This window comes from Pseudoxanthomonas mexicana, assembly GCF_014397415.1.
In the GTDB taxonomy this organism is placed as follows: domain Bacteria; phylum Pseudomonadota; class Gammaproteobacteria; order Xanthomonadales; family Xanthomonadaceae; genus Pseudoxanthomonas_A; species Pseudoxanthomonas_A mexicana.
Map to the genome: position 1 here is coordinate 2122712 of NZ_CP060731.1, position 21933 is coordinate 2144644.

At 68.5% G+C, this 21933-nt stretch carries 20 protein-coding genes; 7 read left to right on the forward strand and 13 right to left on the reverse strand.

The genetic code is table 11. The features are described 5' to 3' along the window. Positions 1–34: 34 nt before the first annotated feature. The 3 genes from IAE60_RS09865 to IAE60_RS09875 are packed head-to-tail and all read right to left on the reverse strand — an operon-like array spanning position 35 to position 2087. Complete coding sequence (locus IAE60_RS09865; protein ID WP_187572117.1) at positions 35–532, reverse strand: putative signal transducing protein; 498 nt, start codon at positions 530–532, stop codon at positions 35–37. Positions 533–542: 10 nt separating this feature from the next. Beyond that, positions 543–1457, reverse strand: a complete 915-nt coding sequence (gene tesB / locus IAE60_RS09870) for an acyl-CoA thioesterase II (RefSeq protein ID WP_187572118.1) — start codon at positions 1455–1457, stop codon at positions 543–545. Between the two features lie 57 nt (positions 1458–1514). Continuing rightward, complete coding sequence (locus tag IAE60_RS09875; RefSeq protein WP_187572119.1) at positions 1515–2087, reverse strand: N-acetylmuramoyl-L-alanine amidase; 573 nt, start codon at positions 2085–2087, stop codon at positions 1515–1517. Positions 2088–2164: 77 nt separating this feature from the next. Here IAE60_RS09875 and IAE60_RS09880 point away from each other — a divergent pair, with 77 nt between their 5' ends. Genes IAE60_RS09880 through rlmKL form a run of 3 tightly spaced genes read left to right on the forward strand, consistent with a single transcriptional unit; the run spans position 2165 to position 5367 of the window. Beyond that, a complete protein-coding gene (locus IAE60_RS09880) occupies positions 2165–2656 on the forward strand; it encodes an MOSC domain-containing protein (protein WP_187572120.1) in 492 nt (163 codons plus the stop codon). After that, complete coding sequence (locus IAE60_RS09885; RefSeq protein WP_187572121.1) at positions 2653–3180, forward strand: alpha/beta hydrolase; 528 nt, start codon at positions 2653–2655, stop codon at positions 3178–3180. The genes IAE60_RS09880 and IAE60_RS09885 overlap by 4 nt, the downstream gene beginning before the upstream one ends. Before the next feature lie 51 nt (positions 3181–3231). Then, positions 3232–5367 carry a bifunctional 23S rRNA (guanine(2069)-N(7))-methyltransferase RlmK/23S rRNA (guanine(2445)-N(2))-methyltransferase RlmL gene (rlmKL, locus tag IAE60_RS09890; RefSeq protein ID WP_187572122.1) on the forward strand — a complete coding sequence of 712 codons (2136 nt, stop codon included), beginning with the start codon at positions 3232–3234 and terminating at the stop codon, positions 5365–5367. A gap of 10 nt (positions 5368–5377) precedes the next feature. On the opposite strand, the gene IAE60_RS09895 is transcribed toward rlmKL, so the two are convergent. From IAE60_RS09895 to aptA, 6 genes are all read right to left on the reverse strand, one after another. Beyond that, entirely contained in the window at positions 5378–6223 is an 846-nt protein-coding gene (locus tag IAE60_RS09895; RefSeq protein WP_187572123.1) for a cyclic di-GMP-binding domain-containing protein, MshE-related, read from the reverse strand. A gap of 43 nt (positions 6224–6266) precedes the next feature. Then, a complete protein-coding gene (locus tag IAE60_RS09900) occupies positions 6267–6635 on the reverse strand; it encodes a response regulator (RefSeq protein WP_187572124.1) in 369 nt (122 codons plus the stop codon). A gap of 103 nt (positions 6636–6738) precedes the next feature. Further along, entirely contained in the window at positions 6739–7956 is a 1218-nt protein-coding gene (locus IAE60_RS09905) for a serine hydrolase domain-containing protein (protein ID WP_222937107.1), read from the reverse strand. A gap of 32 nt (positions 7957–7988) precedes the next feature. Then, entirely contained in the window at positions 7989–9479 is a 1491-nt protein-coding gene (locus IAE60_RS09910) for a CoA-acylating methylmalonate-semialdehyde dehydrogenase (RefSeq protein WP_187572125.1), read from the reverse strand. Positions 9480–9697: 218 nt separating this feature from the next. Beyond that, positions 9698–10813, reverse strand: a complete 1116-nt coding sequence (gene ald / locus IAE60_RS09915) for an alanine dehydrogenase (protein ID WP_187572126.1) — start codon at positions 10811–10813, stop codon at positions 9698–9700. Positions 10814–10879: 66 nt separating this feature from the next. Then, positions 10880–12250: an omega-aminotransferase AptA gene (gene aptA / locus IAE60_RS09920; protein ID WP_187572127.1), complete on the reverse strand. Its 1371-nt coding sequence runs from the start codon at positions 12248–12250 to the stop codon at positions 10880–10882. A gap of 209 nt (positions 12251–12459) precedes the next feature. On the opposite strand from aptA, the gene IAE60_RS09925 reads away from it, so the two are divergent. The 3 genes from IAE60_RS09925 to IAE60_RS09935 all read left to right on the forward strand — a co-directional run bounded on the left by IAE60_RS09925 (position 12460) and on the right by IAE60_RS09935 (position 16161). After that, positions 12460–13008: a cupin domain-containing protein gene (locus tag IAE60_RS09925; RefSeq protein ID WP_185895661.1), complete on the forward strand. Its 549-nt coding sequence runs from the start codon at positions 12460–12462 to the stop codon at positions 13006–13008. 147 nt (positions 13009–13155) lie between these two features. Further along, positions 13156–14658 carry an aldehyde dehydrogenase gene (locus IAE60_RS09930; RefSeq protein ID WP_187572128.1) on the forward strand — a complete coding sequence of 501 codons (1503 nt, stop codon included), beginning with the start codon at positions 13156–13158 and terminating at the stop codon, positions 14656–14658. A gap of 222 nt (positions 14659–14880) precedes the next feature. Continuing rightward, positions 14881–16161: an MFS transporter gene (locus IAE60_RS09935; protein ID WP_162110700.1), complete on the forward strand. Its 1281-nt coding sequence runs from the start codon at positions 14881–14883 to the stop codon at positions 16159–16161. A 6-nt stretch (positions 16162–16167) separates the two neighbouring features. Here the strand turns inward: IAE60_RS09935 and IAE60_RS09940 are convergent, their stop codons facing one another. From IAE60_RS09940 to IAE60_RS09955, 4 genes are all read right to left on the reverse strand, one after another. Beyond that, on the reverse strand, positions 16168–16629 hold the full coding sequence (locus tag IAE60_RS09940) for a bacteriohemerythrin (protein ID WP_162110701.1): 462 nt from the start codon (positions 16627–16629) through the stop codon (positions 16168–16170). Positions 16630–16760: 131 nt separating this feature from the next. Continuing rightward, positions 16761–18065: a diguanylate cyclase gene (locus tag IAE60_RS09945; protein ID WP_187572129.1), complete on the reverse strand. Its 1305-nt coding sequence runs from the start codon at positions 18063–18065 to the stop codon at positions 16761–16763. Between the two features lie 97 nt (positions 18066–18162). After that, positions 18163–19455 carry an NAD(P)/FAD-dependent oxidoreductase gene (locus tag IAE60_RS09950; RefSeq protein ID WP_187572130.1) on the reverse strand — a complete coding sequence of 431 codons (1293 nt, stop codon included), beginning with the start codon at positions 19453–19455 and terminating at the stop codon, positions 18163–18165. Between the two features lie 121 nt (positions 19456–19576). Beyond that, positions 19577–20959: a glutamine synthetase family protein gene (locus IAE60_RS09955; RefSeq protein WP_187572131.1), complete on the reverse strand. Its 1383-nt coding sequence runs from the start codon at positions 20957–20959 to the stop codon at positions 19577–19579. Positions 20960–21168: 209 nt separating this feature from the next. Between IAE60_RS09955 and IAE60_RS09960 the strand changes: the two genes are divergently transcribed. Continuing rightward, a complete protein-coding gene (locus IAE60_RS09960; RefSeq protein ID WP_187572132.1) occupies positions 21169–21924 on the forward strand; it encodes a gamma-glutamyl-gamma-aminobutyrate hydrolase family protein in 756 nt (251 codons plus the stop codon). Positions 21925–21933: the final 9 nt, after the last annotated feature.

Below are 21933 nucleotides of genomic sequence, written 5' to 3' on the forward strand. Positions count from 1 at the left end.
ACGACGGATGTGACCGGATCCCACGGCCGGGCGGTCAGCCGCCGGTGGCAGGCTGGATGCGGATGCGGTCTTCCTCGGGCGCTTCGTCGGCCGGCGCCGGCTTCGGCTGCGCCGGTACGGGGATCGGAGCGGCAGGAGGAGGCGCCGGGCGCCGCATCCACATGATGGCGGCGGCCAGCGCGATAAGCGCCAGCAGCACCAGACGGATCCGCCAGGCCCAGGAGCGCTGCGGCGCGGCGGGTGTGTCCTGCGGGCTGCGGAAGGTCAGCGTAGGCCCCTGGCCCGGGCGCGTGGTCTCCAGCAGGCCGGCCTGCCGCAGCAGTTCGCGCGCGCGCGGCTGGTCCTCGGCGTGGCGCACCCACACGGCGGGCTGCAGCTGCGCCTTCACCGGCTCGGTATAGCTGAACTGTCCGCTGCGCTTGCTCTGGTAGGAGCGGCCGTTGCTGATATGCACGGCAATGCCCGCATCGGTCAGCAGCTTGGCCACGCCCTCGACGGTTTCGATGCGCTGGCTGGAAAAGACTTGTCGCATGCGGGACGCCTCAGTCCTTCGCCGGCACGGCCGAGGCCGCTTCGGCGTCCGGCACCACCCGGATCAGGCCTTCCTGCGCCGAGCTGGCCACCAGGCGACCCTGGCGGTCGAAGATCTGCCCTCGCGCCAGGCCGCGCGAACTGCTCGCGCTGGGACTGTCGATCGAATACAGCAGCCAGTCGTCCGCGCGGAACGGGCGGTGGAACCACAGCGCGTGGTCCAGCGAGGCCATCTGCACGTTGGGCTGGTAGTAGCTGATGCCGTGCGGGTACGTGGCGGTGCCCAGCAGCTGGAAATCCGAGGCATAGGCGAGCAGGGCGCGGTGCAGTTCCGGCGAATCGCCGACCGGCTCGCTGAGCCGGAACCAGACCTGCTGGAACGGCGGGCGCTTGGGCGGATTCAGTTCGTCGCGCGGATAGACGTGGCGGAACTCGAAGGGGCCGCGCCGCGACAGCCAGCGCTGCACTTTCGGCGGCAGCGTGCCCATGACCTCGGCGGGCACCGCCGGCGCCGGGGCGATGTCCTCCGGCTGCGGCACTTCCGGCATCGACAGCTGGTGCTCGGCGCCATCCTCTTCGGCCTGGAAGGACGCCGCGCAGAAGAAGATCACCCGGCCGTGCTGGATGGCGGTGACCCGGCGCACGGAGAAGCTGCCGCCATCGCGCGTGCGATCCACTTCGTAGACGATCGGCGCTTCGATGTTGCCGGCACGCAGGAAGTAGGCGTGCAGCGAATGCGCGCGGCGTTCCCCGTTGCTGCCGTCCACCGTCGCCTGTGCGGCCGACAGCGCCTGGCCCAGCACCTGGCCGCCGAACACGTACTTGGTGCCGATGTCGCGGCTCTGGCCGCGGAACAGGTTGTCTTCCAGCCGTTCCAGCGACAGCAGTTCGATCAGCTCGGAGACGACGGGTTCGGGTGCGGGCACGGCAGGGCCTGGGGTCTTGGCGGACGGCGATTATACCGGCCGCCCGTGCGTGGCCCGTCAGGGCACCAGCCTTTCCAGCGGCGTCGCACGCAGCACGGCATCCCACGGGAACAGCGGGCCCGGGTCCATCTTGCGCGGCACGGTGACGGTGGGATCGTCGCTGGCGGGCTCGCGCGCAGTATCCAGGTCCTCGTGGCCGGCGATGTAGCGCAGCGAGGGGAGTTCGCGCCGCAGTTCCGTCAGCAGCAGGGTCAGCGACGCGATCTGCGCCCCGGTGTAGGGCTCTTCCATCTTCTGGCTGTCACGCGCGAGCCAGTCGGGATACCGGCCGGTGTTCACCAGTTCGATCCCCACCGAACGCGGGTTGTAGCCACGCACGTGGTGGGCGATGCGGTCCGGCCGCACGTAGACATGCACGCTGCCGTCCCGGTCGATGTAGTAGTGGCCACTGTTGCCGGTGCCCGACGCATGCAGGATGCGTTCGCCATAGTGGCGCGCCATCCCCAGGTCGGGCAGTTCGGTGCAGTGGATCACCACCAGGTCGATCTGCCCCAGGGGGCGTGCATCGAGTCTGTCCTCGTAGGGCAGCGGGTCGACGGTGGGGGCACAAGGGGATGGCTCGGTGCTCATGCGCCGATGCTAGCAGGCGGGGCGGGCTGCAGCCCGCTCCGGTAAACTGGCGGCCTTCCTCGTCCGTCCGGTTCCCCATGCCGCTCAATCCCGACTCCCCGCTGGCCAGGCTGATGGCCACCCTGCCGCGTGCCGGCAAGGTGGAATGGATCGGCCTGCGACCGGCCCGCGACGAGGCCATGATCGCCACCGGGACCGTCGAGGCCATCGCCGGCGCCGGCCTGGTCGGCGACCGCTACAAGGGCGGCAGCGGCAAGCGCGGCATCACCCTGATCCAGGCCGAGCATCTGCCGGCCATCGCCGCGCTCGCGCAGCGTCCCGATCTGACGCCCGCGCTGCTGCGCCGGAACGTGGTGGTCTCCGGCATTCCGCTGATCGCGCTGAAGCAGCGACGCTTCCGTATCGGCACGGCGGTTTTCGAGGGCACGGAAGAGTGCGACCCCTGCTCACGCATGGAAGACGCGCTGGGTCCGGGCGGCTACAACGCCATGCGCGGTCACGGCGGCCTGTGCGCCAGGATCGTCGAAGGCGGCACGTTCGGTCTGGGCGATGCGCTGGAGGCGCTGTGATGCGCGGTCACTGCATCCTCTCGCACGGTTTCGAGAGCGGCCCCGATGCCACCAAGGTCACCGCGTTGGCCGACGTGGCCGAGCGCCTGGGCTGGACGCACGAGCGACCCGACTACACCGATCTCGACGCCCGCCGCGAGGTCAGCTCGCTGGGTGATGTCGTCGCGCGGCTGGATCGCCTGCGCTCGCTGGCGCAGGCGGCCGCTGCGCGCGGTCCGGTGGTGCTGGCCGGTTCCAGCCTGGGCGCTTATATCGCCGGCCGCATCTCGCTGGAGGTGCCGGTGCGCGGCCTGTTCCTGATGGCGCCGCCGATCACGATGGGCCCGTTGCCGCAACTCGACGCCGCCGCGGTGCCGGTGTCCATCATCCATGGGTGGGATGACGAACTGATTCCCGCCCAGGCCGTGACCGACTGGGCGCACGCGCGCCGTGCCCGCCTGTTGCTGGTCGATGACGGACATCGCCTGTCCGATCACGTCGTGGCTTCGGCGGAAGCGTTCGGGCAGCTGCTCGCCGCGCTTTGAAGACCGTCATCCCGGCCTGCGCCGGGGTGGCGTCCACCATGAGGTTCCACTTTGAAATTCTTCGTCTCCTGCGCCAAGGGCCTGGAATACCTGCTCGCCGATGAGCTGCTCGCCCTCGGCGTGCCCAAGGCCACCGCCACCATCGCCGGCGTGAATGCCGACGGCGAGCTGGTCGACGCCCAGCGCGCCGTGCTGTGGTCGCGCCTGGCCAGCCGCGTGCTGTGGCCGATCGCCGAGTTCGAATGCCTCAACGAACAGGCGCTGTACGACGGCGTGATGGCGATCGCGTGGGAAACGCACACACGCCCCGAACTGACGCTGGCGGTGGATGCGCACGTCTCCGGTGAGGCGATCACTCATGCGCGCTATGCGGCGCAGCGCGTCAAGGACGCCGTGGTCGACCGGCTGCGCCAGCAGGGCCTGGAGCGACCGTCGGTCGACGTCGAACAGCCCGATGTGCGCATCAACCTGTCGCTGCGCAGGAACCGCGCGACCATCTCGATCGACCTGGGTGGCGGCCCGATGCATCGCCGGGGCTGGCGGCAGGCGCAGAACGAGGCGCCCTTGAAGGAGAACCTGGCGGCGGCCGTGCTGATGCGCGGCGGCTGGCCGGCGCTGTACCACGAGGGCGGTGCGCTGCTCGACCCGATGTGTGGCAGCGGCACGCTGCTGATCGAAGGCGCACTGATGGCCGCCGACGTGGCCCCGGGCCTGCAGCGCCACGGCAATGCGCTGCCGACCCGCTGGTCCGGCTTCGATGCGGCAGCTTGGCGCACGCTGTTCGCCGACGCCGTGCAGCGCGAAGCGGACGGGCGCAAGGCGCTGCGGCCGGCGTTCTTCGGCAGTGACATCGACCTGGGCGCGATCCGCGCCGCGCGCGACAATGCGGTGCTCGCCGGTCTCGCCGGCCAGTTGCAGTTCGAGACGCGCGATGTCGCGCAGCTGCCCACGCGCGAGGAGCCGCGTGGGCTGGTGGTGTGCAATCCGCCGTACGACGAACGCCTCGCCGCCGACGCCGATCTCTACCGCGCGCTGGGCGATGCGCTGCAGCGCGCCGTGCCGCAGTGGCGCGCCAGCCTGCTGTGCGGCAACGCCGACCTCGGCTACGCCACCGGCTTGCGGGCGGCCAAGAAGTACCAGCTGTTCAACGGCGCCATCGAGTGCGCGCTGATCGTCTGCGATCCGGTCACCACGCCCGCGCGCGAACCGCGCGAGGCCAGGCCGCTGTCGGATGGGGCGCAGATGGTCGCCAACCGCCTGCGCAAGAACCTGAAGAAGTTAAAGGGCTGGCGCACGCGCGAGGGCGTGACCTGCTACCGCGCCTACGATGCCGACCTGCCCGAATACGCGGCGGCCATCGATGTCTACGAAGAAGAAGGCGGGCAGCGCCGCACCTTCCTGCACGTGCAGGAATACGCCGCCCCGGCGAGCATCCCCGAGCACGACGTGCGTCGCCGCTTCAGCGAACTGCTGGCCGCCACCCGCGAGGTGTTCGGCGTGCCGCAGGAGCAGATCGCGGTGAAGGCGCGCGAGCGCGGCAAGGGCGGGTCCAAGTACGGACGCATGCAGCAGCGGGACGAGTTCATCGTCGTGCGCGAGTCGGGCGCGCTGCTGCGGGTCAATCTGTTCGACTACCTGGACACCGGCCTGTTCCTCGATCACCGTCCGTTGCGCCGGCGCATGGCGCAGGAAGCGCGCGGCAAGCGCTTCCTCAACCTGTTCTGCTACACCGGCGTGGCCAGCGTGCAGGCGGCGGTGGCGGGTGCAGCGAGCACCACCAGCGTGGACCTGTCGGCGACCTACCTGCAGTGGTGCGCGGACAATCTGGCCGAGAACGGCCTGGGCGGCGCGAAGCACCGGCTGGTGCAGGCCGATGCCATGCGCTGGCTGGAGGCCGAGCAGGCCGAGTACGACCTGGTCTTCTGCGACCCGCCCACGTTTTCCAACTCCGCGCGCGCCGACGACTTCGACGTGCAGAAGGAGCACGTCCGCCTGCTGCGTGCCGCCGTCGCCCGCCTGGCACCGGGCGGCGTGCTGTATTTCAGCAACAACTTCCGCCGCTTCAGGCTGGACGAGGACGCGGTGGCGGAGTTCGCGCGCTGCGAAGACATCAGCGCCAGCACGATTCCGCCCGATTTCGAACGCAATGCCCGCATCCACCGCGCGTGGCGGCTGACGCGGGCCTGACGTCCGTCGATCAGCCGACGATCAGCACGAAGTCGCCGCGCTGGGACGCCATCGCCAGCGCCAGGGTGCGGCCGGTGGCGGCCAGGTCGGCCGCGGACAACTGGGTGGAGGGCGGCTGGGCGCAGTAAACCGCGTCGTCGGGCAAGGTATCGCGCACGACATAACCCATCAGTACGTTGACCAGTTCGCCCAGGGCGTCCACCGCCAGTTCGTCGTCGCATTGTTCCGGTGCGAGCGAGAGCAGGGCGCAGGCCATGGCGTGCATGGTGGCGCGGCTGCACCCCACGCCGACCAGCAGCGACTCCGATCCGGACGTGATGCGCACGTGCGCGGTGACTTCGCAGGCGTCGAGTGCGGCATCGTGGGCGATCCCGGCGGCCTGGCACTGGCTGCCGACCAGACGCGGGAACAGGCGGTTGCAGACGCGGATGGCACTGGTCACCACATCGGCCAGGGAATGGCCCGCGATGCCCAGTGCCAGGGCGTGGTTGGCTTCGTCCAGGTCGCGACGATGCGCGGCCAGTTCGGTTTCCAGTTGCTCGGCGGTCAGGACGCCCTGTTCGACCAGGATCTGGCCGAACAGCTTGCGGCCCTTCTTCTGCGCCGCGAGCAGGACGTCCAGCTGGCCTTCGCTCAGCCAGCCCATCTCCAGCGCGATGTCACCGAAACGCCGGTCTTCGGCGCGCTGGCGTTCGTTGATGCGGCGGGCCTGCAAGGCGTCGAGCATGCCGTGGTGGATGGCCAGCTCGCCGAGCAGGGGATTCGACGCACGCTGCGCATCGAGGGCGGCCAGGAGCTGTGCCGGGGTGAGGGTGCCGCGTTCCAGCAGGAACTGGCCCAGGAATTTCGCTGCCATGTCGGGTGGTCTCGTACGGAAGGTGGAAGGACGTGCGCGCCGGTCAGGCGACCGCCTCGTGCAGCACGCGATCCATCACTTCCGAATCGATGGGTTTCTGCAGGTAGGACCTGGCGCCCAGCTTCAGGCACTCCTCGATGTCGCTCTGCGCACCCAGCGAACTCAGGATCACCACGCGCGCAGCGGGATCCTGCGCCAGGATCCGCCCCAGGGCCTGCTTGCCGTCGCATTCGGGCATCACCAGGTCCATCAGCACCACGTCCGGCTTCAGCGCCTGGTACTGGCTGACCGCCTCATGGCCGTTGCCGGCCTCGCCCACCACGTGGAAGCCGCAATCGTCGAGCTGGCGGGCCGCCAGCATGCGCAGGGCGCGCGAGTCATCGCAAAGCAGAACCGTCGGACGTGACGTCATTTCAAGATCCCCCCGTGGATCGTATTGCCCGCGCGGCGGATGCGGCGCGGTTCGACATGTAGGCCGTATCGGCCGGTCCGGGGAGTTCTTGAGCGCAGGGCGGTCAGCGCGCCGTGCCGGCCGCCAGTGCTTCCTCGACGAGGCTGAACGCGGAATGCGCGCCGCCGCGCGAACCGCCCGCGTCGGTGGCGAAATAGACGACGCCCGTACCCGCCTTGCGGTCGATCCACAGGCCGGAACGGAGACCATAGGCATCGCCGGAATGGCCGACCCGCGCCACCCCGTCGTCGAACGGATCGTCACCGCATCCCTTCGTCGGAGTCGCCAGCGTCTGCACGGCCAGGCCGTAGCGGCAGAAGAAGGCCTGGTTCTGTCCGTTGCCGGTGTCTTCTTCGTGCGTCACGCCGTTGCCGCCATCGAAGGTCCACTGCGGCGCCACCATCGCATCGACGCTGGCGGGCTTGAGCAGGCGTATACCGTCGACCTCGCCGTGGTTCAGCAGCAGGCGACCGATCTTCGCCAGTCCGTTCGCGGAGATGCGCAGGCCGCCCTGTGGTGAGAACAGCGCGCCGTTCTCGCCGGCCTTCCAGCGGGCGAGGTCGCAGTCGGCACCGTCCTCGACGACCACGGCGCAGGCCGGCTTGCCCGTGCGGTTCTCGTCGCGTACCGGTGCGCGGTCGCGATACAGCACCACGGCACGCGTCGCCGTGCCTCCATCGCAGCTTTCCCAGTTGAAGCAGGCATCCAGCGTCAGCGGCTCCAGCACCAGCCGGCGCATCAGCAGGTCGAAGCGTTCGCCGGTGACGTTCTCCATCGCCATCGCCACCAGCGGGAAATTGAGGTTGGTGTAGCGGAAGTGCGTGCCGGGTGCGTGCGCATCGTCCCAGGCCTTCGGGCCGTCGAGGATCGTCTTCAGCGGTTGTCCCAGCGGCGTGGCATAGTAGCCGGCGGCATCGGTCAGGCTGGAGCGGTGCGACAGCAGCAGGCGCAGCGTGATCGGCGTGTCCGGGTGCCGTGGATGGCGCAGGGGCCAGCCCAGGTACGTCGAGACGTCGGCGTCGAGGTCGAGCTGGCCGGCTTCGACCAGCCGCATCACGCCGATCGACGTCACCAGCTTGGAGATCGAGGCGACGCGCACGGGATCGTCGGCGGTGACCTTGCGGCCGGTGGCGAGGTCGGCCATGCCTTCCGCGCGCGTACTGACCACGCCGTTGCGGTCGAAGGCGACGCGCACCTGCGCGACGGGCTCGGCGGCGGACGCCACCGCGGATGCCATCAGGCAGGCGAGGGAAAGCGGGATGCGGAGGGAACGCAGGGACATCGGCCAGCACCTCGAGGGAACCGGCCCCGACTTTACTTCATCGTCGGCATCACGAACTCGGCGGCGTGTGTGTCCGGCCAGCGGGCGGTGACGGTCTTCAGGCGCGTATAGAAACGCACGCCGTCCGGGCCATGCACATGCAGGGGGCCGAAGATCGAGCGCTTCCAGCCACCGAAGCTGTGGAAGGCCATCGGCACGGGGATGGGGACGTTGATGCCGACCATGCCGGCCTGGACGCGATGCGCGAACTCGCGCGCCGCGCCGCCGTCGCGGGTGAACACGGCGGTGCCGTTGCCGTATTCGTGCTCGTTGACCAGGCGCAGCGCGGCGTCGAGGTCGGGTACGCGCATCACGCACAGTACCGGCCCGAAGATCTCCTCGCGGTAGATCGTCATCTCCGGCGTGACGCGGTCGAACAGGCAGCCACCGAGGAAGAAGCCCTCCGCATGTCCATCGACGACATGGCCGCGGCCATCGACGACCAGGCTCGCGCCTTCCGCAACGCCGGCATCGACATAGCCGCGCACCTTGTCGCGGTGGGCGCCGGTGACCAGCGGCCCCATCTCCGGATCCAGGCAGCCCGGCCCGATCTTCAGCGCCGCCACTTTCGGCGCCAGCTTCGCCACCAGCGCATCGGCGGTGGCATCGCCCACGCAGACCGCCACCGAAATCGCCATGCAGCGTTCGCCGGCCGACCCATAGCCCGCACCGAGCAGGGCGGAGACCGCGCCGTCCAGGTCGGCATCGGGCAGCACGACCATGTGGTTCTTCGCCCCGCCCAGCGCCTGCACGCGCTTGCCGTTGGCGCTGCCGCGCGCGTAGATGTACTCGGCGATCGGGGTGGAGCCGACGAAGCTCAGCGCCTGCACGCGCGGCTCGTCGAGCAAGGCGTCCACCGCCACCTTGTCGCCGTGGACGACATTGAACACGCCATCCGGCAACCCGGCCTTCTTCAGCAGGTCGGCCATGAACAACGCCGCGGACGGGTCGCGCTCGGACGGTTTCAGTACGAAGGTATTGCCGCAGGCCAGCGCCACCGGGAACATCCACAGCGGCACCATCGCCGGGAAGTTGAACGGCGTGATGCCGGCGACGACGCCCAACGGCGCGTATTCGGTCCACGAGTCCACGTCGCGGCCGACGTTCATCGAATGCTCGCCCTTGAGCAGGTGCGGGATGCCGCAGGCGAACTCCACCACTTCCAGCCCGCGCGTCACTTCGCCGCGTGCGTCGGACAGCACCTTGCCGTGCTCCGAGGTGATGATCTTCGCCAGGTCGCCGGCATGCGCTTCCAGCAGTTCCTTGAAGCGGAACATCACCCGCGCGCGGTTCAGTGGGGTGGTGGCGGCCCACGCGGGGAAGGCGGCGGCTGCGGCGTCCACGGCATGCTTCACGTCAGCGGCCGAGGCCAGCGGCACGCGTGCGGTGACGCGGCCGGTGGCGGGATCGTAGACATCGCCGAAGCGGTCGCCCGTGCCGGCGGCCGTGTGTCCGTTGATGAAGTGGGAAATCGCTTCGGCCATGGCGGACTACCTGATGGAATCCCTCGCCCCGCGTGCGGGGAGAGGGTGCCCGGAGGGCGGGTGAGGGGCGACGGCGCCCGTGTGGAGAGTGCGATGCGATGTATCGAGTGTCCGGGCGTTCGAGTTCGGGTTGCCACGTGGAATGCGGTGGCTCCGCCGTGCCCCTCATCCGCCTTCGGCACCTTCTCCCCGCAAGCGGGGAGAAGGGAACAGCAGGGTCAGGCGAGCGCTTCGCGCGCCGGCACGTAGGCGTAGCCCAGGTCGTCGGCGACCGCCTTGTAGGTGATCTTGCCGGCATGCACGTTCAGGCCGTTGAGCAGGTGCTCGTCGTCCAGCAGTGCCTGCTTCGCGCCCTTGTTCGCCAGCTGCACCGCGAAGGGCAGGGTGGCGTTGGTCAGCGCGAAGGTGGACGTGCGGGCGACGCCGCCCGGCATGTTGGCCACGCAGTAATGGATGATGCCGTCCACTTCGTACGTCGGATTCTGGTGGGTGGTGGCCTTCGAGGTCTCGAAGCAGCCGCCCTGGTCGATCGCCACGTCGACCAGCACCGAGCCGGGACGCATCAGCTTCAGCTGATCACGCGAAACCAGCTTCGGCGCGGCGGCACCGGGAATCAGCACTGCACCGATCACCAGGTCGGTGTCGGGCAGGCGCTCTTCGATGGCGTCGCGGGTGGAGTAGATGGTGGTCAGCTGGTGGCCGTACAGCTCGTCCAGGTACTTCAGGCGGTCGAGCGAGCGGTCGAGGATGGTGACGTGCGCGTTCATGCCCATCGCCATGCGCGCGGCGTTGATGCCGACCACGCCGCCGCCGATCACCAGCACTTCGGCCGGCTTCACGCCGGGCACGCCGCCGAGCAGCACGCCGGAACCGCCCTGCGCTTTCTCCAGTGCGTGCGCGCCGGCCTGGATCGACATGCGGCCGGCCACTTCCGACATCGGCGCCAGCAGCGGCAGGCCGCCCTTGCGGTCGGTGACGGTCTCGTAGGCGATGCAGGTGGCGCCGGAGGCGACCAGCGCCTTGGTCTGTTCCGGATCGGGTGCAAGGTGCAGGTAGGTGTAGAGCACCTGGCCGGGGCGCAGCATGGCGCACTCGTTCGGCTGCGGCTCCTTGACCTTGATGATCATGTCGGCGCGGGCAAAGATCTCCTCGGCCGTGTCGACGACCTGCGCGCCGGCCTTGACGTACTGCTCGTCGGTCAGGCCGATGGCCTTGCCGCCGTCGCGCTGGACGATGACCTGGTGGCCGTTCGAAACCAGTTCGCGCGCACCGGATGGCGTAAGGCCGATGCGGTATTCGTGGTTCTTTATTTCCTTGGGGACGCCAATCAGCATGTTGCTCTCCAGTAGCGGGAATGGGGCTTCGCGCGTGGGGAGCGCTGGGGCCGTTGGTCCGTAATTTTACGCGGTTGCCCGTATGGTGTCCGCCAGGACATCCACGATCCGGTCGATGTGGTGCTTTTCCACGATCAGCGGGGGCGACAGGGCGATGACATCGCCGGTCACCCGGGTCAACAGGTGGCCCTCATGGAAGGCACGGGCGAACACGTCGTAGGCCCGGGTGCCCGGCGCTGCCGCGCGCGGGGCCATCTCGATGGCGCCGACCAGGCCGAAGTTGCGGATGTCGATCACGTTCGGCAGGCCCTTCAGCGAGTGCAGCGCCTCCTGCCAGTAGTCGCCCAGGCTGAGCGCCTTGTCGAACAGGTTCTCCTCCTCGTAGGTGTCCAGCGTGGCGAGCGCGGCGGCGCAGGCCAGCGGATGGCCGGAGTAGGTGTAGCCATGGAACATGTCGATGGCGTTGTCCGGGCCGCTCATGAAGGCGTCGAACATGCGGTCCGACACGAAGGTGGCACCCATCGGCACGCAGCCGTTGGTGATGCCCTTGGCGGCGGTGATCATGTCCGGCGTGACGCCGAAGCGCTGCGCGCCGAAGGCATGGCCGACGCGGCCGAAGCCGGTGATCACTTCGTCGAAGATCAGCAGGATGCCGTGCTTGTTGCAGATCTCGCGCAGGCGCTGCAGGTAGCCCTGCGGCGGGATGACCACGCCGGCCGAGCCGGAGATCGGTTCGACGATGACCGCGGCGACGGTGGAGGCGTCGTACAGCGCGATCTGCCGCTCCAGATCCTCGGCCAGCTCGATGCCGTGCGCCGGCAGGCCCTTCGAGAACGCATTGCGCGACACGTCCAGCGTGTGGCGGATATGCGAGACCGCCGGCAGGCCCGGGCCGAACCACTTGCGGTTGTTCGGCAGGCCGCCCACCGACATGCCGCCGAAGCCGACGCCGTGGTAGCCCTTCTCGCGGCCGATGAAACGGGTGCGCTGGCCTTCGCCGCGCACGCGGTGGTAGGCCAGGGCGATCTTCAGTGCGCTGTCCACGGCTTCCGAACCGGAGTTGCTGAAAAACACCTTGTTGAGATCGCCCGGCGCCAGTGCGGCCAGCCGTTCGGCCAGCTTGAACGGCAGCGGCGAACTCATCGAGAAGTTGGGCGCGAAATCCAGCGTGCCAATCTGCTGCTTCACCGCCTCGACGATGCGCGGGCGGGCGTGGCCAGCGTTGCAGCACCAGAGGCCGGCGGTGGCATCCAGCACCTCGTTGCCGTCGACGTCGCGGTAATGCATGCCGGACGCACTGGCCAGCAGCCGCGGCTTGGCCTTGAACTGCCTGTTGGCCGTGAACGGCATCCAGAAGTGATCGAGCGAGCCGGGTGCTTCCAGGTTCTGGCGTGCGTAGTGGTCGGCCAGGGCGGAGGAGGTGTCGTCGGCGCTCATCGCGGCTCCAGGGGACGGGACGGGTGCGCGCAGCTTAGCGCGTTGAAAAAACTTTACAACCGTGTCGAAAGTCGGATTCCCGCCGCAAGCGCGCGCCGGCCTTCCATCGTTCATCTCTCTGGCGGATCGCCCGAAAATCCCGGATTGACCGGCGTGCCCTGGGGTGTAAAGTATCCAGCAACACTTTCCGCTTTCCTGACAGGGTGGTGATGGACATCGGCGCACGCCTGCAGCTGGTCCGCAAATCCAAAGGCCTCAGCCAGCGCGAGCTGGCCAAGCGCGTGGGCGTCACCAACAGCACCATCTCGCTGATCGAGCAGAACAAGGTCAGCCCCTCGGTCAGTTCACTGAAAAAGGTGCTGGACGGCATCCCCATCTCGCTGGCCGATTTCTTCACCCTGGACCTGGAGAAGGGCCTGCCCGACAGCCCCTTCTATGTCGCCGACGAGCTGCCGGACGTGGGCAGCAACGGCATCCACTACTTCCTCGTCGGCCAGCACCGGCCGCAGCGCCAGATGTGCATCCTGCGCGAAGTGATGCCGCCGGGCAGCGACACCGGCGACAGCATGCTGGCGCACGACGGCGAGGAGGGCGGCGTGGTGATCGCCGGCGAAGTGGAAGTCACGGTGGGCGAGCAGGTGCGTGTGCTGAAGGCCGGCGAGGGCTACTACTTCGAAAGCCGCACGCCGCACCGCTTCCGCAATATCGGCGATGTGGACGCGGTGATCGTCAGCGCGAATACGCCGGCAACGTTTTGAAATCATGCTCTCTCCCAACGGGAGAGGGGTTGGGGTTAGGGGTGATGGCGTCCGGATGATTCGGACAACGCATCTCCGCTCGCCCCTCATCCGGCGCTTCGCGCCACCTTCTCCCGGTGGGAGAAGGGAAACCAGCCAGGAGCTTCCATGAGCAATCCCCGCACGCAACAGGACTGGCAGGCGATGGCCGGCACGCTGTCGATCCGCACGCAGGCCTTCATCGACGGCAAGTACGTCGGTGCCGCTTCCGGAAAGACGTTCGATTGCGTCAGCCCGATCGACGGGCGCGTGCTGGGCCAGGTGGCCGATGGTCAGGAAGATGACATCAACCGCGCCGTCGCCGCTGCGCGCCGCAGTTTCGACGCCGGCGCGTGGTCCAACGCGCGGCCGACCCACCGCAAGAAGGTGCTGCTGAAGCTCACCCAGCTGATCGAGCAGCATGCCGACGAACTGGCGCTGCTGGAGTCGCTGGACATGGGCAAACCGGTCAGCGACGCACGCAGCGTCGATCTGGCGGCCACCATCCGCTGCATGGGCTGGACTGCCGAGGCGCTGGACAAGGTGTATGGCGAAGTCGCGGCCACCGGTCAGGACGAGCTCGGCCTGGTGACGCGCGAACCGCTCGGCGTCATCGGCGCGATCGTGCCGTGGAATTTCCCGCTGCTGATGGCGACGTGGAAGCTGGCGCCGGCCCTGGCGATGGGCAATTCCATCGTGCTCAAGCCCTCGGAGAAGTCGCCGCTCACCGCGATCCGCCTGGCCGAACTGGCGATCGAGGCTGGCATTCCCGCGGGCGTGCTCAACGTGGTGCCGGGCTTCGGCAAGACCGCCGGTGAACCGCTGGCGCTGCACATGGACGTGGACGGGCTGGTGTTCACCGGTTCCACCGCGGTCGGCAAGCGCCTGCTGCAGTGCGCAGGCCTGTCGAACATGAAGCGCGCGTACATGGAATGCGGTGGCAAGAGTCCGAACATCGTGTTCGCCGATGCGCACGATCTGGAAGTGGCGGCGAAGGCTGCGGCCGGCGGCATCTTCTACAACCAGGGCGAAGTCTGCACCGCCGCCTCGCGCCTGCTGGTGGAGCGGTCGATCAAGGACGAGTTCGTCGCCCGCGTGGTCGAGGCCGGCAAGGCCATGCGCCCACGCCATCCGCTCGACCCCGGCGCCCCGATGGGCGCGATGGTCGACGAAGGCCAGACGCAGCGCGTGCTCGACTACATCGAGAAGGGCAAGGCCGAGGGCGCGCGCCTGGCGCTCGGCGGTCTGCGTGCCGAGGTGGTGAGCGGCGGCTGCTACATCGAGCCGACCGTGTTCGACGACGTGGCGCACGAGCACACGATCAGCCGCGAGGAGATCTTCGGGCCGGTCCTGTCGGTGATCGCGTTCGACAGCGAGGAAGAAGCGCTGCGGATGGCCAACGACAGCGAGTACGGGCTCGCGGCCGGCGTGTGGACGCGCGACATCAGCCGCGCGCACCGTGTGGCGCGCAGGCTGCGCGCGGGCAGCGTGTGGGTGAACTACTGGGACGGCGGCGACATGACCGCGCCGTTCGGCGGCTACAAGCAGTCCGGCAACGGCCGCGACAAATCGCTGCACGCCTTCGACAAGTACACCGAAATCAAGGCGACGTGGATCAACCTGGGCAGTTGAGCTGCGGTGTTCCTTCTCCCTGCTCGGCGGGGAGAAGGTGCCCGGAGGGCGGATGAGGGGCGAGCGCTGACGTTTGACCGGTGCGCAGGCATCGCATCTTCGTTCGCCCCTCACCCGCCCTCAGGACACCCTCTCCCCGCAGGCAGGGAGAGGGAGACTTCATTGAGCACCCAGGGTAGTGGTTCTGCCAGAATCGCCCACGTCCCACCGACCGGCCCGTCCATGACCGCTACCGCCACCGTTGCCCCCGCACCGGCCAATTCGCCCGGCCGCGTGCTGTTCGCCAGCCTAATCGGCACCACCATCGAGTTCTTCGATTTCTACATCTACGCCACGGCGGCGGTGATCGTCTTTCCGAAGCTGTTCTTCCCCCAGAGCGATCCCACCACGGCGACGCTGCAGTCCTTCGCCACCTTCGCGCTGGCGTTCATCGCGCGGCCGGTCGGCTCGGCGCTGTTCGGCCATTTCGGCGACCGCATCGGCCGCAAGGCGACGCTGGTGGCGGCCCTGCTGACGATGGGGATCTCGACGGTCGTCATCGGCCTGCTGCCCACCTACGCGCAGGTCGGCGTGGTGGCACCGGCGCTGCTGGCCCTGTGCCGGCTGGGGCAGGGCATCGGCCTGGGCGGCGAATGGGGCGGGGCCGTGCTCCTGGCCACCGAGAACGCACCGCCCGGCAGGCGCGCGTGGTACGGCATGTTCCCGCAGCTGGGCGCGCCGCTCGGGTTCCTGTGCTCGACCGGCATCTTCCTGCTGCTGACCGAGGTGATGACGGATGCGCAGTTCCTCGCATGGGGCTGGCGCATTCCGTTCGTCGCCAGCGCGGCGCTGGTGTTCGTCGGCCTGTGGGTGCGCCTGCGGATCACCGAGACGCCGGACTTCCAGAAGGCGCTGGACAGGGACGAACGGGTCAAGCTGCCGATGCTGACCGCGGTGCGGGAGCATCCGTTCGCCCTGGTCACCGGGACCTTCGCCCTGGTCGCGACCTTCGTGCTGTTCTACCTGATGACGGTTTTCGCGCTGAGCTGGGGCACGTCGAAGCTCGGCTACGCGCGCGAGCACTTCCTGATGCTGCAGATGGTGGGCGTGCTGTTCTTCGCGCTGACCATCCCGCTGTCGGCGCTGTACGCCGACCGCTTCGGCCGTCGCAACGCGATGATCGTGGCGACGGTGCTGATCATCGGTTTCGGTTTCGTGTTCGCCCCGTTGCTGGAATCGGGTAGCGACCTGGGCGTGCTCGCGTTCCTGGCGCTGGGGCTGGGCGCGATGGGGCTGACGTACGGGCCGTGCGGCACGATCCTAGCGGAGATGTTTCCCACGGCGGTGCGGTACACCGGCGCGTCGCTGGCGTTCAACCTGGCGGGCATCCTGGGAGCGTCGCCCGCGCCCTACATCGCCACGCGCCTGGGCGAGCGCTACGGGCTGGCGTCGGTGGGCGGGTACCTGGCCGGCATGGCCGCGCTCACGCTCGTTGCGCTGCTGGCGATGCCGCGCCGCAGGTAGCTGCGCTTATCCGAACAGCCGCTTCACGGTACGGCTCAGCCAGCCGCCCTGCTGGTGTTCCCTGACGAAGTGGTTGAGGTGCCGCTTCACCGAATCGGCATAGGCCTTGTCGTCGTTGCGGATGTGGTTGAACAGCCAGCGGGACAGCATGCTGCGCAGATCGTCCACGATGTCCTCGCCCGCTTCGAAACGCAGCCGGTACTCCGATACGCGCTTGGTGAAGACCTCGTGCACGCGCTTGTGGGCGGCGCTGAACGGGTAGCCCGCCTCCTCCATCAGCTCTTCCTCGAAGGCGAAGTGCGAGAGGGTGTAGTCGACCAGTTCGTCGATCACTTCGCCCACGGCGAAGCGTTCCATCGATTTCTGGGTGATGTGCAGATGGTTGATCATCTCTACGATGCGTCGGTGCTGGCCATCGATGATGTCGATGCCCGTGTCCATGTCGTCCTGCCAGATCAGCAGTGTCATGTGCGTATCCCCTGCCGGCGGATGCCGGAATGCAGCGGGAATCTAGGTGCGCGCGGACGTCGCGGCATTGATCGGAATCAATGCTGCGGCATTTCGTCGCAGGGGCAGGGCAGCGGGTGTGGGAGAGGTCGTCACCCGCTCGACACCACCCGGTTGCGCCCGCCGGCCTTGGCCAGATACAGGCGCCGGTCGGCTTCGCTGAGCAGGTGATTGAGCGTCTGTCCCGGGAAGCGCGTGCGGAACACGCCGATGCTGACCGTCATGCGCAGCGTCTGTCCGCCGACATCGACCTCCAGCGCCTCGATCTGCGCGCGCAGCGATTCGAAATATTCCACCGACTCGCTTTCGCCCAGGTAGGGCACCAGTGCGCAGAACTCCTCGCCGCCGAAGCGCGCCACCAGGTCCTGCGTGCCTGAATGGCGCGCGATGGCCTGGGCGACGGCCTTCAACGCCACATCGCCGGCCTCGTGGCCGTAGGTGTCGTTGATGTGCTTGAAGTGGTCGATATCGATGATGGCCGCCGTTACCGACTGCTGGCGGCCCAGGGTGTTGGGCAGCAGTGCGTGGCATTCGGCCAGGAAGTGCCGGCGATTGGGCAGGCCGGTCAGGAAGTCGCGCGTGGCCAGGTCCTGCAGCGTGCCGATCAGTTCCAGCTGGTCGATGTTCTGCGAGACCCGGCAGAAGAACTCCTCGCGCGAGAACGGCTTGTGCAGGAAGTCGTTGGCGCCGCTCTTCAGGAAACGCGGCACCAGGCTGCCGTCGGTGGTGCCGGAAATGCCGATGATGGCCAGGTGGTCGCGGGCGTGGCGCGCACGCAGGCGGCGGGTGAACTCGTGTCCCTTCATGCCGGGCATCTCCTGGTCGACGATGGCCAGGCGGATGTCCGGGTTCGCATCCAGCATCGCCAGGCCGGCCTCGCCGTCGGCCGCCTCGATCACCCGGAAGCCGTACATCGACAGCAGCGCCGCCGCATGCTGGCGGGCCGAGCGCGAATCGTCGACGACCAGTGCCGCGATCCGCCGGTTGCGCTCCAGCCGCTGCACCAACCACACCAGGTAGTCGATGCTGCCTGGCGTGTTCTTCAGCACATAGTCCACCACCTGCCGTCGCAGCACCTGTTCGCGCAGGCCGTCGTCGTAGACGCCGCTGACCACCACCGTCGGCAGCTGGCGCGACAGGAAGAACTCCACCACCTCGTCGTGGCTGCCGTCGGCCAGCACCAGGCTGGTGACCACCATGAACCAGTCCAGGTGCCGTTCCAGCGCCGTGCGGGCTTCCGCGAGCGTCGCTGCGTAGAGGACCGGCAGGTTGAGCTTCTGCTCGATCGCCTCGCCGATCAGGCGTGCATGCGTGCGAGAGTTATCCACCACCAGGATGCGCTGGGGCAGCAGGGACGGAGCGGTGGAAGTGGGCGAGGCGCGCAGGGGTGTCGGCATCGTCATCGGCGTTACGGAGGTTCCATCTACCCCATATCGGCCGGCCGGAGACGGACTTGAGAGCGCCGTCACGAAAATGAAGCGCGGCGCCGACGGCCTACCAGAGTGCGTCGCGCAGCTTGTACCAAGCCATGGCGGCCACCAGCAGCGGCGTGCGCAGGGCGCGTCCGCCGGGGAACGGGCGGTGATCGATTTTCGCGAACAGGTCCAGCCGCTCGGACTGGCCGCGGATGGCCTGGGCCAGCGTGGTGCCCGCCAGGCCTGCGGCGATCAGTCCATGTCCGGAGAACCCTTGGGCGAAATAGAGGTTCGGCGCCAGCCGGCCCCAGTGCGGGGCGCGGTTGAGCGAGATGTCGATCATGCCGCCCCACAGGTACTCGATGCCGACATCGCGCAGCTGCGGGAACACCCGGTGCATGCGCCGGGTCATCACGCCGCGCAGGTTGGGTGGGGGCAGGGTGGAATAGCTGGCACGGCCACCGAACAGCAGGCGATGGTCGCGGCCCAGGCGGAAGTAGTCCAGCGCCCAGTTGGTGTCGGCCACCGCCATGTCGTTGCGGATCAGGGCGCGCGCGCGTTCCTCGCCCAGCGGCGGGGTGGCGGCGATGTAGGTGCCCACCGGCATCATCCGCGACTCGAGTTCCGGCGCGATCCCGCGCAGCAGCGCGTTGCCGGCAAGAACGACGCTGTCGCAGACCACCTCGCCGGCCGCGGTCTTCAGCACAGGGCGCGCGCCGCGGACGAGCCGGGTGACGCGCGAGCCCTCGAAGATGCGCACGCCGGCCTCCAGCGCTGCGCGGCCCAGACCCAGGGCATACGCCAGCGGGTGCAGGTGGCCGCTGACCGGGTCGTACATCGCGCCGAGATAGCGGTCGCTGGCCAGTTCGCTGCGCAGGCGCTCGCGGTCCCACCATTGCACGGGGTGACGGTAGCGGGTGTTGAAGTCCTCGACGGCGTGTTCCACTTCGCGCTGCTGGCGTGGCTTGATCGGCACCGTGGCATGACCGTCGCGCCAGTCGCAGTCGATCCCGTGCCGGTCGATGCGTCCGCGCAGCCAGCGCAGGCCCTCCAGCGACAGGTCGAACATCTTCTTCGCGTCGTCGAAGCCGACCAGCGCCTCCAGCTTGGCTTCGCCGCAGCTGAAGCCCGCGATGGCCTGCCCGCCGTTGCGACCCGAGGCGCCCCAGCCGATGCGCTCGGCTTCCAGCACGACAACCCTGTAGCCGGCCTCGGCCAGTTCGAGCGCCGCCGACAGGCCGGTGTAGCCTGCGCCGAGGATGCAGACATCGGCGTCGATGCGTCCCTGCAGCACGGGTTGCGCGGGTAGCGGCGTGGCGCTGGCGGCGTACCAGCTGTCGGGGTAGCTGGCACTGGAAAGGTTGATGCTCATGGTGCGTCCCGACCGTCATCCCCGCGAAGGCGGGGACCCAGTGCCTTTGACTTCGGGATACGAAAGTCGCTGGGTTCCCGCTTTCGCGGGAATGACGAGAGCGGGGAGGCCATGCTCCCCATCACACCGACCGCAGGTACCACGCGTACTCCAGGTCGGTCACTTCCGTGTAGAAGCTGTGCATCTCCTTGAGCTTCTGCTGGCCGTAGATGTGCTGGAACGAGGTGCCGAACTGCTCGCGGATGAACTCGCTGCCCATGAAGGCGGCGATGGCTTCGCGCCAGAACGGGGTGCGGATCTCGGTCTGGTCGTAGGCATTGCCGGTGATCGGCGGGCCGGGGTCGAAGCCCTGCTCGATGCCGTGCAGCATGCCGGCCAGCACCGCGGCGGTGACCAGGTAGATGTTGGCATCGGCGCCGGCGATGCGGTGCTCGATGCGCGTGTTGGCCTCGTCGCTGTGCGGAATGCGCATGGCGACGGTGCGGTTGTTGTAGCCCCACACATCGTTGAGCGGCACGAAGGCGTTGAGCACGAAGCGCCGGTAGCTGTTGGCATGCGGCGCGAACAGCAGCAGGCAGTCCTGGTCGCTGCGCTGCAGGCCGCCGATGGCATGCTTCAGCGCATCGGCCGGCGCGGACTGCGGTGAGGCGAAGATGTTGCGGCCGTCGGCATCCAGCACGCTGGCGTGGATATGCATGCCGCTGCCGGCCTGCTGCGCGAACGGCTTGGCCATGAAGCTGGCCATCAGGCCCTGCTGCTGCGCCGCGGCCTTGATCGCGCGCTTCAGGTAGATCGCATCGTCGCAGGCGAGCAGGGCGTCGTCGCGGTGCTTGAGGTTGATCTCGAACTGGCCAGGTGCGTACTCGGCCACGGCGGTATCCGCCGGGATGCGCTGGGCGCGGCATGCGGCGGCGACCGCATCGGTGAAGCCGCGATAGTCGTTCAGGTCTTCCATGTAGTAGACCTGCGTGCTGGTGTTGCGCTGCCCGGTCGCCGGGTTGATCGACGTGCGCGGGCGGCCGGCATCGTCCATCCGCTGGTCGAACAGGTAGAACTCCAGTTCCACCGCCACCACCGGCTTCAGTCCGCGCGCGGCGTAACGCTCCAGCACCCGCTTGAGCACCTCGCGCGGGTTGGCTTCGAACATGCCGCCCTGCGCATCCTCCATGGTCAACAGCAGTTGCGCGGCCGGCCGTGGCGACCACGGCACCGGCCGCAGCGAGCCCGGCACCGGCCGGCAGATCCGGTCCTCGTCGCCGATGTCGTAGCCCAGTCCCGTTTCCTCCACGGTATTGCCGGTGATGTCGGTGGCGATCAGCGACATCGGCAGGCACACGCCGTCGCGGTAGACCTTGTCCAGCGCGTCGCGGGTGACGCGCTTGCCGCGCAGCAGCCCGTTCATGTCGGGCAGCAGCAGGTCGATCTGCTCGCAGTCGGGGATGGATGCCAGGGTGGCGGCATCATCGGCAGGCAGGTGGGGGGCGGCGTCGTGATCGGGGCGCATGCGGGCGTTCCTGGAGGCTGCGGCGCAGCTTAGCAGAGCAGCGGCAGCGTCAAGAATACTCAACGGCAAGTCTCGCCATGGGCAGGAAAACGCCCGGAATTGGTGCTGCTTCGCACCATTTCCGCGCCTGAAATGTCATTTGATGGCCTCGTGTTGTAAAAATAAAACGGCCGGGTTAACGTGCCGACGAGCCATTCCGGGCTGCCTGCATGACCCCGCTGCCGCGGGTCGGTCTGCCGACCGACCACAAGCAAATCGGTGCGCACCCCTTCCTCGCCGTCGGCGAGAAGTACGTGCGCGCGGTGGTCGATGGTGCGGGGTGCCTGCCGCTGCTGGTGCCCACGCTGGACCCGGTGCTGCCGCTGCGCGACGTGCTGGCCGGGCTGGATGGGCTGCTGCTGACCGGCGCCGTCAGCAACATCGAACCCCACCACTACAGCGACGAGTCCAGCTACGAAGGCAACCTGCTGGATCCGCGCCGCGACGCGACCAATCTGCCGCTGATCCCGCTCGCCATCGAGATGGGCGTGCCGGTGCTGGCGATCTGCCGCGGCTTCCAGGAAGTCAACGTCGCTTTTGGCGGCACGCTGTACCAGAAAGTGCACGAACAGCCCGGTTTCATGGATCACCGCGAGAACAAGGACGATCCGCTCGACGTGCAGTACGGTCCCGCACACGACATCGCGCTGGTGCCGGGCGGGCTGCTGGCCGGGTTGGCCGGCGACACGCGCGCCACCGTCAATTCGCTGCACGGCCAGGGCGTGCGACGCCTCGGCGAGGGGCTGGTGGTGGAAGCGCAGGCGCCGGACGGGCTGGTGGAAGCCTTCCGTCACGACGGCCCGGCTTTCATGCTGGCGGTGCAATGGCACCCGGAGTGGAAGGTAAGGGAAAACGCGTTCTACCTGGCGACATTCCGCGCGTTCGGCGACGCGTGCCGCGCCCGCGCGGCGCGGAGGCCTGCATGAAGCGGCGGC